This window comes from Flavobacterium sp. (genome assembly GCF_035299005.1).
Taxonomy (GTDB): Bacteria; Bacteroidota; Bacteroidia; order Flavobacteriales; family Flavobacteriaceae; genus Flavobacterium.
The window spans coordinates 37,259-54,481 of sequence record NZ_DATGXL010000005.1; the positions used below are offsets into that span (position 1 = coordinate 37,259).

At 30.4% G+C, this 17,223-nt stretch carries 14 protein-coding genes; 13 read left to right on the top strand and 1 reads right to left on the bottom strand.

The features are described 5' to 3' along the window. Positions 1 to 59 precede the first annotated feature (59 nt). The 3 genes from metH (at position 60) to VK164_RS02970 (ending at position 4,522) form a co-directional block, all read left to right on the top strand. Positions 60 to 2,732 carry a methionine synthase gene (gene metH / locus VK164_RS02960; protein ID WP_324207918.1) on the top strand — a complete coding sequence of 891 codons (2,673 nt, stop codon included), beginning with the start codon at positions 60 to 62 and terminating at the stop codon, positions 2,730 to 2,732. 1 nt (position 2,733) lies between these two features. Continuing rightward, complete coding sequence (metF, locus tag VK164_RS02965; protein WP_324207919.1) at positions 2,734 to 3,690, top strand: methylenetetrahydrofolate reductase [NAD(P)H]; 957 nt, start codon at positions 2,734 to 2,736, stop codon at positions 3,688 to 3,690. 442 nt (positions 3,691 to 4,132) lie between these two features. Next, the gene (locus VK164_RS02970) at positions 4,133 to 4,522 is read left to right on the top strand and encodes a tetratricopeptide repeat protein (protein WP_324207920.1); all 390 of its coding nucleotides are present in this window, start codon (positions 4,133 to 4,135) and stop codon (positions 4,520 to 4,522) included. 53 nt (positions 4,523 to 4,575) lie between these two features. Here VK164_RS02970 and gldA read toward each other — a convergent pair whose 3' ends face one another. Next, positions 4,576 to 5,481 carry a gliding motility-associated ABC transporter ATP-binding subunit GldA gene (gene gldA, locus VK164_RS02975; RefSeq protein WP_324207921.1) on the bottom strand — a complete coding sequence of 302 codons (906 nt, stop codon included), beginning with the start codon at positions 5,479 to 5,481 and terminating at the stop codon, positions 4,576 to 4,578. Between the two features lie 263 nt (positions 5,482 to 5,744). Between gldA and VK164_RS02980 the strand changes: the two genes are divergently transcribed. From VK164_RS02980 to aroA, 10 genes are all read left to right on the top strand, one after another. Next, positions 5,745 to 6,572, top strand: coding sequence for a prephenate dehydratase (locus tag VK164_RS02980; protein WP_324207922.1), 828 nt, complete (start codon positions 5,745 to 5,747; stop codon positions 6,570 to 6,572). Positions 6,573 to 6,614: 42 nt separating this feature from the next. Further along, positions 6,615 to 7,697 (top strand): bifunctional 3-deoxy-7-phosphoheptulonate synthase/chorismate mutase type II, encoded by a 1,083-nt coding sequence (locus VK164_RS02985; protein WP_324207923.1) that lies wholly within the window; start codon positions 6,615 to 6,617, stop codon positions 7,695 to 7,697. 129 nt (positions 7,698 to 7,826) lie between these two features. Next, complete coding sequence (locus VK164_RS02990; protein ID WP_324207924.1) at positions 7,827 to 9,476, top strand: hypothetical protein; 1,650 nt, start codon at positions 7,827 to 7,829, stop codon at positions 9,474 to 9,476. Positions 9,477 to 9,594: 118 nt separating this feature from the next. Continuing rightward, positions 9,595 to 10,572 carry a ribosome small subunit-dependent GTPase A gene (rsgA, locus tag VK164_RS02995; RefSeq protein ID WP_324207925.1) on the top strand — a complete coding sequence of 326 codons (978 nt, stop codon included), beginning with the start codon at positions 9,595 to 9,597 and terminating at the stop codon, positions 10,570 to 10,572. 24 nt (positions 10,573 to 10,596) lie between these two features. Further along, positions 10,597 to 11,049: a D-aminoacyl-tRNA deacylase gene (gene dtd, locus VK164_RS03000; protein WP_324207926.1), complete on the top strand. Its 453-nt coding sequence runs from the start codon at positions 10,597 to 10,599 to the stop codon at positions 11,047 to 11,049. A 5-nt stretch (positions 11,050 to 11,054) separates the two neighbouring features. Continuing rightward, positions 11,055 to 12,956, top strand: coding sequence for a DUF3857 domain-containing protein (locus tag VK164_RS03005; RefSeq protein WP_324207927.1), 1,902 nt, complete (start codon positions 11,055 to 11,057; stop codon positions 12,954 to 12,956). Between the two features lie 4 nt (positions 12,957 to 12,960). Further along, positions 12,961 to 14,994 (top strand): DUF3857 domain-containing protein, encoded by a 2,034-nt coding sequence (locus tag VK164_RS03010; protein WP_324207928.1) that lies wholly within the window; start codon positions 12,961 to 12,963, stop codon positions 14,992 to 14,994. A gap of 200 nt (positions 14,995 to 15,194) precedes the next feature. Continuing rightward, positions 15,195 to 15,521 (top strand): nucleotide pyrophosphohydrolase, encoded by a 327-nt coding sequence (locus VK164_RS03015; protein WP_324207929.1) that lies wholly within the window; start codon positions 15,195 to 15,197, stop codon positions 15,519 to 15,521. A gap of 87 nt (positions 15,522 to 15,608) precedes the next feature. Then, a complete protein-coding gene (locus VK164_RS03020) occupies positions 15,609 to 15,935 on the top strand; it encodes a multidrug efflux SMR transporter (protein ID WP_324207930.1) in 327 nt (108 codons plus the stop codon). Continuing rightward, on the top strand, positions 15,935 to 17,194 hold the full coding sequence (gene aroA / locus VK164_RS03025; protein WP_324207931.1) for a 3-phosphoshikimate 1-carboxyvinyltransferase: 1,260 nt from the start codon (positions 15,935 to 15,937) through the stop codon (positions 17,192 to 17,194). Before VK164_RS03020 ends, aroA begins: the two co-directional genes overlap by 1 nt. The last annotated feature ends 29 nt before the right edge of the window (positions 17,195 to 17,223 follow it).

The window sequence follows — 17,223 nt, forward strand, 5'->3', positions numbered from 1 at the left end:
TGTTAGTGATAGTAAAACCTTTTGGAAGGATGTTGCAAAACACTATAAAAGAATAAGTAATGAGTTATAATTCCGATAAATATTTAAAATTATCAGGTTTAGAACCTTTGATTGTAACTCCAGAAACCAATTTTGTAAACGTTGGAGAACGAACAAACGTAACTGGTTCTAGAAAATTTCTTCGATTGATTAAAGAAGAAAAGTACGATGAAGCGCTTTCGGTTGCACGCGAACAAGTAGAAGGTGGCGCGCAAATCATCGATGTCAACATGGATGAAGGAATGTTAGATGGTGTTTATGCAATGACAAAATTCCTAAATCTAATTGCTGCCGAACCCGATATTGCTCGAGTTCCTGTTATGATTGATTCTTCAAAATGGGAAATTATTGAAGCGGGTTTGAAAGTCATTCAAGGAAAAGGCGTGGTGAATTCGATTTCTCTAAAAGAAGGAGAAGCTACTTTTATTCATCATGCTAAATTAATCAAACGATACGGAGCAGCTGTAATTGTTATGGCTTTTGATGAAAAGGGTCAGGCTGACACATACGAAAGACGTATTGAAATTTGTAAAAGAAGTTACGATATTCTGGTGAACCAAGTAGGTTTTCCAGCAGAAGACATCATTTTTGATCCCAATATTTTTCCAGTTGCAACTGGAATGGAAGAACACAAACTAAATGCTTTAGATTTCTTCCGAGCAACCAAATGGATTCGCGAAAATCTTCCGTATGCAAATATTTCTGGAGGTGTGAGTAATGTGTCCTTTTCTTTCCGTGGAAATGATAAAGTACGTGAGGCGATGCATTCTGCCTTTTTGTATCATGCCATTCAAAACGGAATGACAATGGGAATTGTAAATCCAGAAATGTTAGAGATTTATGATGAAATCGATAAAAATCTTTTAGAACATGTTGAAGATGTTTTATTAAACAGAAGAGAAGATGCTACAGAACGTTTGCTAGATTTAGCCGAAAGTTTCAAAGGTGATGTAAAATCAAATGAAAAAGCTATTGCCGAATGGAGAAATGGTTCGGTTCAAGAACGATTAACGCATTCATTAGTGAAAGGAATTGACGAATTTATCGAAATTGATGTGGAGGAAGCACGCCAGTTGGTTGAAAAACCTATAGAAGTTATCGAAAATCATCTTATGAACGGAATGAATGTGGTTGGTGATTTATTCGGAAGAGGAAAAATGTTCTTGCCACAAGTAGTAAAATCAGCTCGTGTAATGAAAAAAGCGGTGGCTTATTTACTTCCTTATATTGAAGCTTCAAAAGATGGAAAATCTTCTTCGGCTGGAAAAGTATTGATGGCAACTGTAAAAGGCGATGTACATGATATTGGTAAAAATATTGTTTCAGTAGTTTTAGCCTGTAATAATTTCGAAATTATTGATTTAGGTGTGATGGTTCCGCCAGAAAAAATTATTGAAGTTGCGGTTAAAGAAAATGTAGATATTATTGGTTTGAGCGGTTTGATTACACCTTCGTTGGACGAAATGGTGTATTTGGCCAAAGAAATGGATAAGTTGAACATCAAAATTCCAGTTATGATTGGCGGTGCGACAACTTCCCGTGCGCATACGGCTGTGAAAATTGCGCCAGAATATAAAGAAACTGTGGTTCATGTGAATGATGCTTCTCGTGCGGTAACGGTTGCAACCAATTTATTGCAACCAGAGACTAAAATTACTTATGCTAAATCACTTCGTGAAGAATATGATACGCTTAGAGAAGGGTATTTGAATAGAAGTCGTGAGAAAAATTTCTTATCGATTGAAGAAGCGCGTAAAAATAAATTCAAAATCGATTGGAATACGTTCGAACCGGTAAAACCAAATTTCATAGGAACCAAAACCATTGAAGTTGAACTATCGGAATTAGTAAATTTCATCGATTGGACCCCATTTTTTCAGTCTTGGGAATTGTATGGAAAATTTCCAGCGATTTTAGCTGATGAAATTGTAGGTGAACAAGCGACGAATTTGTTTGAAGATGCACAAAAAATGCTTGCTCAAATTGTTTCGGAAAAATGGTTTTCTGCCAAAGGAATTTTAGGAATTTTTCCAGCCAATACAATAAATGATGATGATGTTGAGGTTGTCACTTCAAACGAAGTTGAGAAATTTTTGACGCTTCGTCAACAATCACAAAAAACTGCTGGAGCTCCAAATATTGCTTTAGCCGATTTTATAACCCCAAAAGAAATTGGGAAACGAGATTATATAGGATGTTTCTGTGTGTCAACCGGTTTTGGAGTGGATGAGAAAGCTTCGGAATTTGAAAAACAATTAGACGATTATAATTCGATTTTGGTAAAAGCTTTGGGAGATAGATTAGCAGAAGCTTTTGCGGAATATTTGCATTTAAAAGTTCGTAAGGAAATATGGGGTTATGCTTCTGATGAGGTATTGTCTAACGAGGAATTAATCAAAGAAGAATACAAAGGAATTCGTCCTGCTCCAGGTTATCCTGCTTGTCCTGACCATTTAGAAAAACCAACGATTTGGAAATTATTAAAGGTAGAGCAAGAAATAGGAGTAAAGTTAACTGAAAGCATGGCGATGTGGCCAGCGTCATCGGTTTCAGGTTATTATTTTGCGAATCCAGAAAGTAAATATTTTGGTTTAGGAAAAATTAAAAAAGACCAATTAGAAGATTACGCCAAAAGAAGAAATATTAGTATTGAACAAGCCGAAAAATGGCTCTCACCCAATTTAGCAGATTAAGATGAAAGTAACTGAACATATACAAAACGCCAACGGAAAACCTTTGTTCTCCTTCGAAATTTTACCACCCTTAAAAGGACAAAACATTCAATCCATTTTTGATAGCATTGACCCTTTGATGGAATTCAATCCGCCATTTATTGATGTTACGTATCATCGTGAAGAATATGAATTCAAAGAGTTAGAAAATGGTTTACTGCAGAAAAAAGTAGTTAAAAAACGACCGGGAACGGTTGGGATTTGTGCTGGAATTCAGAATAAATATCAAGTAGATGCTATTCCGCATATTTTGTGTGGTGGTTTTACCAAAGAAGATACTGAAAATCTGTTGATTGATTTAGATTTCTTAGGAATTGATAATGTCGTAGCGCTTCGAGGTGATGCAGTTAAAAGCGAAATTTACTTCAAACCTGAAAAAGAAGGCCATGCTTATGCTTCAGAATTAGTAACACAAATCAGCAATTTGAACAAAGGGATTTATTTGGACGAAGATTTACAAAATTCCACTAAAACCGATTTTTGCATTGGAGTTGCAGGTTATCCGGAAAAACATATGGAAGCTCCAAGTTTAGATAGTGACATTCATTTCGTAAAGCAAAAAATCAAAAATGGTGCAGATTATATCATCACCCAAATGTTTTTTGATAATAAAAAATTCTTCGATTTTGTGGCAAAATGCAGAGCCGCTGGAATTACTGTTCCAATTATTCCGGGGTTAAAACCTATAGCTACTAAAAAACAGTTAAACTTAATTCCGCATCGTTTTAGCGTTGAATTGCCTGATGATTTGATTATGGAGGTAGTTAAAGCAAAAGATAATGATGCCGTAAGACAGATTGGAATAGAGTGGTGTACACAACAAAGTAAAGAATTGGTGGCAGCTGGAATTCCAGTTTTACATTACTATTCTATGGGAAAAGCCGAAAATGTAAAAGCAATAGCAAAAGAAATTTTTTAATTATAATTCTTTTTAAAGTCGAATCTCCTATGTGTTTTGCGCTTAGGAGATTTTTTTATGTCAAAATTGAATTTTGTTGTAAATAGAGTGATGTATCGCAAATTGTAACTATCATACTTTCAGATTAATAAATTGTTATTAAATCGTGCTACAATAATTTAAGAAGTGAAACTTTGTAAATTTGTCGACGAAAAACACATAAATTCGATTAAACACATAAATTTTAATAAAAAACGTATTTTTTCGAATTTTTCTGTATTTCATCGATTTTTAAATTTTTAAATTAATTTTTTTAAATAAAAAGCATTAAAAAATGAATATTATTTACAAATTGTGTTAAAATTTTTTATTGTATAATGTTAAATATTGCCTTAATTAGTAAATGTATATTTTTTTATTCAAAAAAAGGTTGTAAATTTATAATGAACAAAAACCAAATAGTATGAAAAAAATTATCTACACTTTCGTAATTTTATTCATTTCTCAGTTAAACTTTGCAAATGAATTAGACTCAATTCTTTCAAAAGCTAGGGAGTTTGGTAAGCAGAAGAACTATACAGAAGCTATAAAAGCTTATGAATCATACATTAAAAATGCTGGAGATGAAAACTTAAAAGAAGTTTTTGTAGAGGTTGCAAATTGTTACTTTTTAGATGGAAAAAAAGAAGTTGCTGTAAAATATATCAAAAAAGCAATTACTAAATATGGTTTTACTGAGGATGAATTTATTTACAGTACAACTTTAAATCAAGATTTATCTGAATATGCACTTTCTGTTATTTATGATGATTATTTTTCTTTAAGAAAGCAATATCTGGCAACATTGAATTAATTGAACTAAATTATAGAATAAATCTCCTTATGAATTTTTATAAGGAGATTTTTTTATTTCTTTTTTGCTGTTTTTTCTCTGAAAATTTGTTCTAAGTTTTTACTTTTCAATACAATTTGTAATGTTCTCAAATTGTTTGATTGTGCAAAATCAAACAGCGTTGGACGCATATCAGTAGTTGAGGTAAAGGTTAATTCCCAAACTAAATCATGAGTGTTTATAGCAGTTTTTAAATTAAGAAGTGAAATAAAAATATTCTCATCAACCTTTTTGTCAAATTCTACCTCAATAATTTGTTCTGCTTCTTCAGTAACAAGATTATTTAGTTTTTTATCGGTTACAATTTTTCCTTTATCAATAATAATAATTCTATCGCAAATAGCTTCTACTTCTTGCATAATGTGTGTTGAAAGAAAAACTGTTTTGTCTTTCCCAATGTTTTTTATCAAATCACGAATTTCTACTAATTGATTTGGGTCTAAACCTGTTGTTGGCTCATCTAAAATCAACACATCAGGATTATGTAATAAAGCCGTTGCTAATCCCACACGTTGACGGTAACCTTTTGAAAGTTCGCCTATTTTTTTATGACTTTCAGGTGTTAATCCTGTTAAAGTAATTACTTCATCAATTCTCGATTTTGTCACTTTGTGTAAATCGGCGTTAAAAGCCAAATATTCTCTAACATATAAATCCAAATACAACGGATTATGTTCTGGTAAATATCCAACCGACTTCTGTACTTCTTTTTGTGCCAAAGACACATCGTGTTCGTTAACAACAGCTGTTCCGCTATCGGCTGTTAAATAAGTGGTCAAAATTTTCATCAAGGTTGATTTTCCAGCACCATTTGGGCCTAAAAAACCAACAATTTCTCCTTTTTTTACAGAAAAACAAATGTTGTCTAAAGCTTTTTGGGTTCCGTAATTTTTCGAAATATTTTGAACTTCTATTGACATAGCTTATAAATTTTAGCAAAAATAACCTTTTTTAAAAGAACTCAAATTTATTTAAAAAAGTATTTTAAAACCATATTTTTTATTACTTTAGCAAAACGCAATGTCAAAAGCACTATGAATATAAATAGCACATTTTTTTATAACAATTCTTTTAACTTCTTCTACATAAAGAAGAGGGATTGTTTTGCTATTAAATAAATCAAGAAATTATTTTATAAACATACAATCCCGATTTACATCGGGATTTTTTTTGCACATATATTATGGAAGTTAAAGTCGCAATTCAGGGAATTCAAGGGTCATTTCATCATCAAGTTGCACATCATTATTTTGGAGAAGCAATTATTTTGGATGAGTGTGGTTCATTTAGAGAAGTTGTAAACAGTCTAAAGAATAATCAATCTGGCAAAGCAATTATGGCGATTGAAAATTCGATTGCAGGCGCTATTTTGCCTAATTATGCTTTAATCGATTCAAATGATTTGCACATTATTGGTGAATATTTTTTGGATATTCATATGAATTTGATGGTATTGCCCGGTCAAAAGATCGAAGATGTTAAGGAAGTACATTCGCATCCAATTGCCTTGTTGCAATGTGCTAATTTCTTCAACCAATACCCACATATCAAATTGGTAGAAAGTTCTGACACTGCAATTACCGCAAAACGTATTCAAGAAAATCAATTAAAAGGAATTGGTGCTTTGGCTGGACCAGTTGCTTCCGAAATTTACAATTTGGAAATTATCGCTGACGGAATTCACACTGTAAAAAGTAATAAAACACGATTTGTGGTTTTAAAAGCGTCCAACAAAGAAATTTCGAAAGGACTTATTAATAAAGCATCGATAAAATTTGAATTAGATGATACACCGGGTTCATTGGCAACCGTTCTAAATGTGTTGAATAATTGCAAATTGAATCTAACAAAAATTCAATCATTACCTATTATAGAGGCACCTTTTACTTATGCGTTTTTTGTTGATGTGGTTTTTGAAAAATATAAACATTTTGAAAAAGCGAAAAAAGTAATGGAAATTATGACAACACATTTCAAGGTTTTGGGCGAATATGAAAGAAGTAAGCAATAATAATTTAAGAATAAATAGTAATTTTACAGTGAAATAATGGTTATGGAAAATAAAAAAGAATTACGCACTTGGTTAGATGATTTTCAGTTGAATCACCCAATAGTTATTGCTGGACCTTGTAGTGCTGAAACCGAAGAACAAGTTTTAAAAATAGCACACGAATTGAAAAATTCGGACGTTTCGATTTTCCGTGCAGGAATTTGGAAGCCTCGCACACGTCCAGGCGGATTTGAAGGAGTAGGAGAAATTGGATTGAAGTGGTTGCAGAAAGCCAAAGCAGAAACAGGTTTGTTAATGGCAATCGAAGTGGCAACGGCAGCCCATGTAAAATTAGCATTAGCACACGATATTGATGTATTGTGGATTGGAGCTAGAACCACTGTAAACCCATTTGCAGTTCAAGAAATTGCAGATGCTTTACATGGGACAGATAAAATTGTATTACTGAAAAATCCTGTAAATCCTGATTTATCTTTATGGATTGGAGGTTTAGAACGCTTATACAATGCGAATATTAAGAAATTAGGTGTAATTCACAGAGGATTTTCTACCTATGAAAAAACAAAATACCGTAATAATCCAGAATGGCAAATTGCGATTGATTTACAAAACCGTTTTCCTGATTTACCTCTGATTTGTGATCCTTCACATATTACAGGAAAGCGAGATATGATTCAAGAAGTTTCACAACAAGCCTTAGATTTGAATTATGATGGATTAATTATTGAAACACATATTGACCCAGACAACGCGTGGAGTGATGCAGCACAGCAGGTAACGCCAATGGTTTTAAAGCAAATGTTTTTAGATCTAAAAGTGCGAAAAATTACAGATGATGAAAGCGAATACAACCAAAAAATGGCTAAACTCCGTATGCAAATTGATGAATTTGATGGCAAATTGTTAGAGATTTTGGGAAATCGTATGAAAGCTGCCGATAAAATAGGTTTGTTAAAGAAAGAGAAAAACGTTGCCATCTTGCAGAATCAACGTTGGAATGAAATCCTAGGTAAAATGATTTTGGAAGGTGAAGAAAAAGGCTTGAGTAACGAATTTGTTATGCAATTATTTAAAGCAATTCACCAAGAAAGTATTATGCACCAAGAGAAAGTCATAAATAAGTAAAAATCATAAATGTTTTAAAGGCAATCATTTGATTGTCTTTTTTGTTTAATAAATGTTTTTAACAAATAAATTTTTATGAATTTAAGTTGTATTATTGCATCAAATTTAAAACTATAACATTTTTATTTAATGAAAAAATTATTATTTGTAGCTATTATTACATTGTTGTCAGGGATTAATTTGTCTCAAGCGCAATATAATATTGAAAATTTAAAATTAACTTACGGTGAAGAAATTACAGATGAGAAAGGAAAAATTGTAAAAATAATTGGAGAATCTAATGATAAAATTTATGCATTAGGGTTAAAAGGGAAAGGATATTTTTTGAAAATTTTCACTTCAAAAGAAATGAAATTAGTTAGTAATAAACCAATTGAACTTCCAGAAGTAAAGGATAAAGAAATTGAATTTGAAGAAATTATTATGTTAAATGGTAGAGTTTTCATTATTGGAAGTGTATATCAAAGTAAAGAAAAAATCTTCAAGTTAGTAGGTATTGAGTTTTCTGAAGACGGAAAATTAAGTAAAAATATGATTTCCTTGTTTGAAGCCGAAGTTGAAAAAAAATCAAGAAGAGGAGATTTCTACTTTAAAACATCAGCTGATGAAACTAAATTATTAGCAATGCATGCATCATTATTTGGTAAAGAGGATGCAATGAAATATGATTTAAAATTATTTGACTCAAGTTTAACGACTTTATTTTCTAATACAGAAAAAGTTTCTTTTGATGATAATAAAAAAGATTTTGAATTTACAATTTCTGACTTTGATGTGAATTATAGAGATGATGCGTTTTTAGTTATTAATGAAAGTTACAGAGATAGTAAAAAGAAAGAACAAGTTGAAAAATTTCAAGTTTTTGCTTTCAAAAAAGGTAATGGATACAAAAAAGAAATAATTGATATTAATTTTAAAGGGAAAGAAATTATTAATTGTTCAATGATGTCAACAAATAATGATAAAGTACAATTAGTTGGTTTTTACTCATCAGTCAGAGAAAATGGTAAAGCAAATAGAGAGTTGAAAGGAATTTTTAATGCAACTATTGATATTAATTCGAATATTAATGATAATTTAAAATTTAATGAATTTGATTACGCTACTAAAGTAAAATTATTAGGAGAAAGAAAAGCAAAAAAAGGTAAGGACGTAAAGCCGTATTATAAAATTCATACTATTATTGAAAAAAATGATGGAGGGCTAATTATTTTATCAGAAGAGCGATTTATTTATGTTGGACAAACTCAAGGTATAGGGCCATTTGGATTAACACCAATTACTTATTACACAAACGAAATGATTGTTACGTCATTGAAACCGGATGGTTCTTTAGAATGGAGTAATGTAGTTGCAAAAGATCAAAATGCAACAGCTACAGTAGCTTCAGTTTCAATGTTTGGAATGGGTGGAAATGGTGGATTTAATGTCGCTATCGGTATTTCTTTTCAATTAGGAGTTATGGGTAAGGGCCCAGAATATTTAAGTGCTATTCCTATTTACGCAGATGGTCAGTTAAATGTACTTTTTAATGACAACAAAAAAAATAAAGGGATTACGGATATGGATGAAATCAAGACATTAGGGAATTATAATAATGCCGTACCAACTTTATTTCAATTTGATAACCAAGGAAATATTACACGTAAAGATCCTGAAGAAGTTATTAAAAATGAATTGGTAATAAGGCCAGGAGTTTATTATAGAAAGAGTAATAAAGAGTTTATTATATATGCTTCAAGAAAATCACAAGATAAGTTAGGCAGAATGACATTATAATAATTTAAAAAACCAAGAAATTATCTTCTTGGTTTTTTTATAACCTTTTAATATGAAACACTATATTTGCTGTAATTAATTGAAGTAGAATTTGAAAACTTCTAACTTTTAACTTTGAATGACAGGAATCGTATATAAATCTACCGGAAGTTGGTACACCATTAAAACAGAAAATGGTGATTTTTTGGAGTGCCGCATTAAAGGTAAATTTAGAATGAAGGGTATCAAAAGCACCAATCCTATTGCTGTTGGTGATCTTGTAGATTATGATATTGAAAACACAACTGATGAAACTACAGGAGTCATAATAAACATTCATGAACGCAAAAATTATATTGTTAGAAAATCAGTCAATTTATCACATCAAATGCATATTATTGCGTCTAATATTGATGTGGTTTTTTTATTGGTAACCATTAATAATCCGCCAACAACAACAAGTTTTATAGATCGATTTTTAGTAACAGCAGAAGCTTATGGAATAGAAGCTGTTTTAGTATTTAATAAAATCGATACGTTTGATGACCCCACATTAGACGAACAATTATATTTACAACACGTTTACACTGAAATTGGCTACAAGTGCCTAAGGGTTTCTGCAAAAGACGGAAAAGGAATTGACGAATTAAAAGCGTTAATGAAAAATAGAGTGTCAATGTTTTCTGGTCATTCTGGAGTTGGGAAATCTACTCTAGTAAACACATTAGAGCCTTCGTTGAATTTAAAAACCAAACAAATTTCTGAATCGCACGCACAAGGAAAACATACTACAACTTTTGCGGAAATGTTTGATTTATCATTTGGTGCTAAAATTATTGACACACCCGGAATTCGTGGTTTTGGAATTGTAGATATGGAAAAGCAAGAAATTGGCGATTATTTTCCAGAATTTTTTGCCCTGAAAGATCGATGTAAATTCAACAATTGTTTACATAAAGATGAGCCACATTGCGCCGTTAAAAAAGCACTTGAAAATGATGAAATCGCTTGGTCGAGGTATAAAAGTTATACTCAAATTCTAGAAGGAGATGAAGAGCAATATCGCGCAGATATTTATGACGCTGAGCGAAAGGCAAGTGATGAAACCAGAAAGTAAAAAGTAAAAAGAATCAAGTAAAAAGTGAAAGCAGTTATTCAAAGAGTTTCAGAATCATCGGTTACCATTAATAACGAAATTGTAGCCCAAATTCAAAAAGGACTTTTAGTTTTAGTTGGAATTGAAGATACAGATAACCAAGAAGATATTGTTTGGTTAACATCAAAAATTGCTAATCTTCGCATATTTGCTGATGAAAAAGATGTGATGAATTTATCTCTTAAAGATATTGATGGTGATATGGTTGTTGTAAGTCAGTTCACTTTACATGCACTAACAAAAAAAGGGAATCGCCCATCTTATATAAAAGCGTCAAGACCCGAAATAGCTATTCCGCTTTATGAATCTTTCGTAAAACAAATGGAAATAGAATTGGGTAAAAATATACAAACCGGGCAATTCGGAGCCGATATGAAAGTGAGTTTAGTGAATGATGGTCCGGTAACAATTATAATCGATACAAAAAATAAAGAATAAACCTAATGAAACAGTTTTCCCTAACATTTTTACTGTTAAATTCTATTTTAATTTTTTCACAAGAGATTAAATATTCAAGTTTGCTAATCCCTAAAGATTTAGCTGAAAATGCCAATAGCATTATTAGAAATCAAGAAATATTGATTTCGGTTAATTCACAAAACTCTTTAACTATTAAAAAGAGAAAGGTCGTTACTGTGCTTAATAGTTTAGGGTTGAATAATGTTGACGCAAAAGAATATTATAGTAAATCAGAAAAAATAAAAAACATTGAGGCTATTATATACAATGATTTTGGTTCTGAAATTAAAAAGATAAAAAAGAAAGATTTTAGAGACCAAAGTGTTGCTGATGGGTTTTCTGTATTGACAGATGGAAGAATGTTGTACTTAGATTATACGCCAACCAGTTATCCTTTTACAATTGCATTTGAAAGCGAAGTTGAAACTATTAATACAGCATTTATTCCAACATGGTATCCTATAGACGATTATTTTGAGAGTGTTGAAAAATCTTCAATAACGGTTAATTTTATTAATTCTTTAGGCTTTAAATATAAAGAAAAAAACTTTGAAAATAGACTGATAAAAAAAAGTGAAAGTTCAAATACTATTATGTTTTCTGCGGAAAATATTTTAGCTGAAAAGCCAGAAGATTATGCTCCATCGGCAGACAAAATTCTTCCAAATGTAGTTTTTGGATTAGATAAATTTAATTTAGAAGGATTTGAAGGTAGTGCTAAATCATGGCAAGAATTTGGAATATTATGGTATAAAAATTTAGTTTCAGAATCGGAAGAGATAAGTGAAGAAACTAAAAATAAGTTAAAAGCATTAGTGGCAAATGAGACGGATGATTTAAAAAAAGCACAAATTGTTTATGAGTTTATGCAAAATAGAACTCGATATGTAAGTATTCAATTAGGAATTGGTGGTTGGAAACCAATGTTGCCATTAGACGTTGATAAATTAGGTTATGGTGATTGTAAAGCGCTCTCAAATTATACAAGAGTTTTATTGAAAAATGTTGGAGTTAATTCATATTATACAGTTATATATGGTGATTCAAGGAAAAAAGACTTTGAAAAAGACTTTGTTTCAAAACAGGGAAATCATGTTATATTAACGATTCCGAATGGAGATAAAAATATTTTTTTAGAATGTACCAACCAAAAAATTCCTTTCGGTTTTGGAGGGGATTTTACTGATGATAGACATGCATTGTTGATTAAGCCGGATGGAGGTGAAATAATAAAAACAACTATTTACACCGAATCTGATAACATCCAACTTACCGAGGGTTCTGTAAAATTAAATAGTAATGGCGCAATCAGTGGGGTCGTTAAGATTGTTTCTAAAGGAATTCAGTATGATGATATATATGGTATAGAAGATGAAGCAAAAGAAGATGTTGAAAAACATTATAAATCATCTAGATTTCATTGGTTGAATAATTTAAAAATAAATGCTTATTCATTTAAAAATGATAAAAAGCTAATTGAATTTACGGAAAATCTTACTATAAATGCTGAGAATTATGTAAGCATTGTTGGAAACTCATTTATGCTTCCAGTTAATATTTTTAATCGAAAAACTAACGTTCCTCAAAGATATAGAATCAGAAAACAGCCTTTTGAAATACAACGAGGTTATACGGATATAGATATTATACAAATTAGCATACCCGAAGATTATAAAATAGAAGCTTTGCCAGACAATATTACAATTGAAAATAAGTTTGGAACATATAAGTTTGAGATACTTACAAATAATAATTTAATTAATTATAAAAGAACCTTAATAATAAAACAAGGGTTTTATGACAAATCAGAATATGAAAATTATAGACAATTTATTGAACAAATTGTAAAACATGATAATTCAAAAATTTTATTTAATAAACTATAATAGTATGGAAAAAATTAAATTCATAATTTATTTAACAATAATATTTTTTGTAAATATTGTTTTTTCTCAAGAATATAAGCTTGGAAAAGTGACACTTGATGAGCTTAAACAAGATCGATGTGCTACGGATACATCGGCGGTTGCTGAATATCTTTTTTCTAAAGGAAAAACATATTTTGAGTATAGTCAAACAGATGGATTCAAAATAATTACGGAAGTTGAGAACAAAATTAAAATATATAAAAAAGAAGGTTATTCTTACGGAAATTATGAAGTGCTATTTTACATAGAAAACAATAGTACCAAAGAACAAATTACTTTTTCCAATGCTATAACGTATAATTTAGTTGGGGATAAAATTGAAAAAACAAAATTAAAAAGCGAGGGAGAATTTGAGGAACAGGTAAATAAAAACTGGGGCATAAAAAAAATTACAATGCCAAATGTAAAAGAAGGAACTATTATAGAATATAAATATGTTATTAGGTCACCATTTATATCATCGTTTCCAATTTGGGAATTTGAAAAGAAAATACCAGTTTTATATTCGGAATATGTTACTCAAATACCAGAATACTTTATTTTTAACTCAAATATAAGAGGAGGATTGAACCCAATAATTTCTGTTGATAAAAAGAAAAGAACAATAACTTTAAGAGAAATTGAACGTGTTCAAGGAAAAGGTATATATGAGACAGCAGTAAAGAATAATTTTGTTACAACAAATATAGATTATGAACAAGTAGAGACTAAATATATACTAGATAGTATTAATTCGTTTAATGACGAAGTGTATGTAAATAATATAAAGAATTATACATCTTCTATTAGTCACGAATTGGCGGCTACTAGATATCCAAATCAAGATTACAAGAATTACGCATTAAATTGGGAAAATGTAGTTCAAACAATATATGATGCTGAAGAGTTTGGAGGTGAGCTTAATAAAACAAATTATTTTGAAGTGGATATTGAGGCTTTATTAAATAATATTAATTTAGATGAGCAAAAAATAGATGTCATATATAATTTTGTAAAAACAAAAATGAATTGGAATGGGTATATGGGATATTATACCGATAGAGGTGTTAAAAGTGCATATAAAAATAATATCGGAAATGTTGCAGATATTAATTTAATTTTAATTGCAATGTTGAGATATGGAGGCATAAATGCCAATCCTATTCTTGTAAGTACAAGGTTAAATGGAATTCCTGTTTTCCCCAATAGAAATGGTTATAACTATGTTATTGCTGGAGTTGAATTAGATAATAAGACAATAATTTTATTAGATGCTACTAATAAAAATGCAAATCCAAATATTATTCCAGAACGGGCAATGAATTGGTTTGGAAGGATGATTCGTAAGGATGGGACGTCTGAAATGGTAGATTTATATCCTAAAAAAAATTCTATTGAAAATGTTTCGATGTTGGCAGAATTACAATCTGATGGAACAATAAAAGGCAAGCAAAGAAAGCAATTAACAGATTATTATGCGTTTTTATTTAGAAATGAAAATGGAAATAGAAATCAGGAAAATTATATAGAGGAGCTAGAGAAGATAGAAAACCTTTCGTTAGTTGAAGAATATAAATTAGATAATTTAAACGATTTGACGAAACCAATTATTGAAACGTATAGCTTTACTAGTAATAGCCTTGTTGATATTATTGGTTCTAAAATATATTTTTCACCAATGTTATTCCACCAGTTGAAAGAAAATCCATTTAAAGCTGAAAACAGATTATATCCAGTAGATTTTAATTTTCCAATCAAAGATTCCTATACCTTTAGCATTAAAATACCTGAAGGATATGTTTTAGAATCAAAGCCTGAACCTATAAATTTAATTATGGAAGAGAATATGGGGTCATTCAAATATACTGTTGCTGAAAACATGGGTACAATTCAGTTTGCTTGCAGTTTAGAGATTAATACTCCAATCATAGAAAGTTCATATTATCAACATTTAAAAGAGTTTTTCAATCAAATTGTCTTAAAACAAAACGAGAAAATTGTACTAATAAAGAAATAATATGAAACAAAATTCAATAAGATTTTTAATTTTAACTCTGGTAAACACAGTGCTTTACAGTGTAATTATTTACTTTATGGAAGTAAAAATGGAAACTTTTAGATTTGTTTTTCAAGCACTTTTTTTTGGGGTTTTTATGGGATTTCTGCAAGTATTTGGAATTCCGTTTTTGAATAAAAATAAAACAGATAAAAAATAATATGGATTTAAAAAATTCACAACTAGAAGTCGATAATTGGATAAAAGAACATGGTGTTCGTTATTTTAATGAGTTGACAAATATGGCGCAATTAACAGAAGAAGTAGGAGAAGTTGCTCGAATTATTGCCCGCAGATATGGTGAACAATCTGAAAAAGAATCAGATAAAAATAAAGACTTAGGTGAAGAACTTGCAGATGTTGTTTTTGTTGTGTTGTGTTTAGCCAATCAAACAGGTGTAGATTTACAGGCTGCTTTTGATAAAAAAATGGATTTTAAAACAAAACGCGATCACGATAGACATCATAGTAATGAAAAGTTAAAGTAATTGTATGATGTAAAATTGTATAATGTATATTGATTTTACAACTTACATTATACAGCATACACTATACAATTATACATTAAACAAAAAATGAACTGGATTTTACTCATAATAGCAGGTTTATTTGAAGTTGGTTTTGCAACTTGCCTCGGAAAAGCAAAAGAATCAACAGGAAATACTTCATTACTTTGGTATGGAGGTTTTCTTATATGCCTTTCTATCAGCATGATATTATTAGTAAAAGCAACCAAAGAATTGCCAATCGGAACAGCCTACGTTGTTTGGACTGGAATTGGGGCAATAGGTAGTGTTCTTGTAGGAATCATTGTTTTTAAAGAGCCTGCAACTTTTTGGAGAGTTTTTTTTATTACAACATTAATTTTATCCATTATTGGATTAAAAATGGTTACTAAATAATGAATTTACACTTAGAAAAGGCAGAAGGCAGACTGCAGAAGGCAAAAGTTAAAATTACTGGGTCAAAATCTGAAACCAATAGGTTGTTATTGTTGAAAGCTTTGTACGCAAATTTAATTTTAGAAAACACATCTAATTCAGATGATTCTGAAGTTATGCAAAAAGCATTGCAAAACTCACAAAATCCTTTGTCCAAAGACCTTTGCTCTGAAATAGATGTTCACCATGCTGGTACTGCTATGCGATTTCTTACGGCTTATTTTTCTATCCAAGAAGGAAAAGAGATTTTGCTTACTGGTTCGTCTCGTATGAAAGAACGACCAATTAAAATTTTGGTTGATGCATTAAATCAATTGGGGGCCAAAATCAGCTATGAAGAAAATTTTGGTTTTCCACCTATTCGAATCAAAGGAATGCAATTAACTCAAAATAAAGTATCGCTCCCTGCTGATGTAAGTAGTCAATATATTTCCGCTTTGTTGTTAATTGCACCCAAATTAGAAAAAGGTTTAGAATTAACAATGGAAGGAGAAGTTACATCTGCTCCATATATTAATATGACATTGACTTTATTAAATGAAATAGGAGTAGAAACTTCTTTTAAAAAGAACGTAATTAAAGTAAATTCAAAACCCAATATCCAACGCACAATCTCTTTAACAATTGAATCAGATTGGAGTTCAGCTTCATACTGGTATTCCATTGTTGCTTTGTCTGAGGTTAACACGCAAATAACACTTTCAAGTTATAAAAAGAATAGTTTACAAGGTGATAGTATTTTGGTCGAAATTTATAAGTATTTTGGTGTTGAAACAATTTTCAATAATGATAGTTCCATTACTATTTCAAAGCTAAATATCCATAAAACAAAGCCTTTAATTTTTAACTTAAAAAATTCCCCAGATATTGCTCAAACTATTGCGATAACATGTTTCGGTTTAGGAGTAGGCTGTCATCTGTCAGGTTTACATACTTTAAAAATTAAAGAAACAGACCGTTTAGAAGCATTGAAATCAGAATTATTTAAACTTGGTGCAAATATTACAGTTACAAATGAAAGTTTATCATTGAAACCTTCAAATTTATTCAATCAAAATGTCATGATTTCCACTTATCAAGATCATCGAATGGCTATGGCTTTTGCGCCATTAGCTCTGAAAGTTCCATTAGTAATTGAAGATGCTGAAGTGGTTTCAAAATCATATCCAAATTTTTGGGATGATTTGAAGGTAATAGGAATAGAATGTTTTAGAAAGTAAGAAATTTAACGCAACCATTTATGAAAATA

What these genes read in the sequence shown, in the direction of transcription:
- VK164_RS03005 (WP_324207927.1), top strand. Translation starts at nt 11,055, where the DNA reads ATGAAACAGTTTTCCCTAACATTTTTACTGTTAAATTCTATTTTAATT.
- aroA (WP_324207931.1), top strand. Translation starts at nt 15,935, where the DNA reads ATGAATTTACACTTAGAAAAGGCAGAAGGCAGACTGCAGAAGGCAAAA.
- VK164_RS02970 (WP_324207920.1), top strand. Translation starts at nt 4,133, where the DNA reads ATGAAAAAAATTATCTACACTTTCGTAATTTTATTCATTTCTCAGTTA.
- VK164_RS03015 (WP_324207929.1), top strand. Translation starts at nt 15,195, where the DNA reads ATGGATTTAAAAAATTCACAACTAGAAGTCGATAATTGGATAAAAGAA.
- VK164_RS02985 (WP_324207923.1), top strand. Translation starts at nt 6,615, where the DNA reads ATGGAAAATAAAAAAGAATTACGCACTTGGTTAGATGATTTTCAGTTG.
- VK164_RS02980 (WP_324207922.1), top strand. Translation starts at nt 5,745, where the DNA reads ATGGAAGTTAAAGTCGCAATTCAGGGAATTCAAGGGTCATTTCATCAT.
- VK164_RS02990 (WP_324207924.1), top strand. Translation starts at nt 7,827, where the DNA reads ATGAAAAAATTATTATTTGTAGCTATTATTACATTGTTGTCAGGGATT.
- rsgA (WP_324207925.1), top strand. Translation starts at nt 9,595, where the DNA reads ATGACAGGAATCGTATATAAATCTACCGGAAGTTGGTACACCATTAAA.
- VK164_RS03010 (WP_324207928.1), top strand. Translation starts at nt 12,961, where the DNA reads ATGGAAAAAATTAAATTCATAATTTATTTAACAATAATATTTTTTGTA.
- VK164_RS03020 (WP_324207930.1), top strand. Translation starts at nt 15,609, where the DNA reads ATGAACTGGATTTTACTCATAATAGCAGGTTTATTTGAAGTTGGTTTT.
- metF (WP_324207919.1), top strand. Translation starts at nt 2,734, where the DNA reads ATGAAAGTAACTGAACATATACAAAACGCCAACGGAAAACCTTTGTTC.
- metH (WP_324207918.1), top strand. Translation starts at nt 60, where the DNA reads ATGAGTTATAATTCCGATAAATATTTAAAATTATCAGGTTTAGAACCT.
- gldA (WP_324207921.1), bottom strand. Translation starts at nt 5,481, where the DNA reads ATGTCAATAGAAGTTCAAAATATTTCGAAAAATTACGGAACCCAAAAA.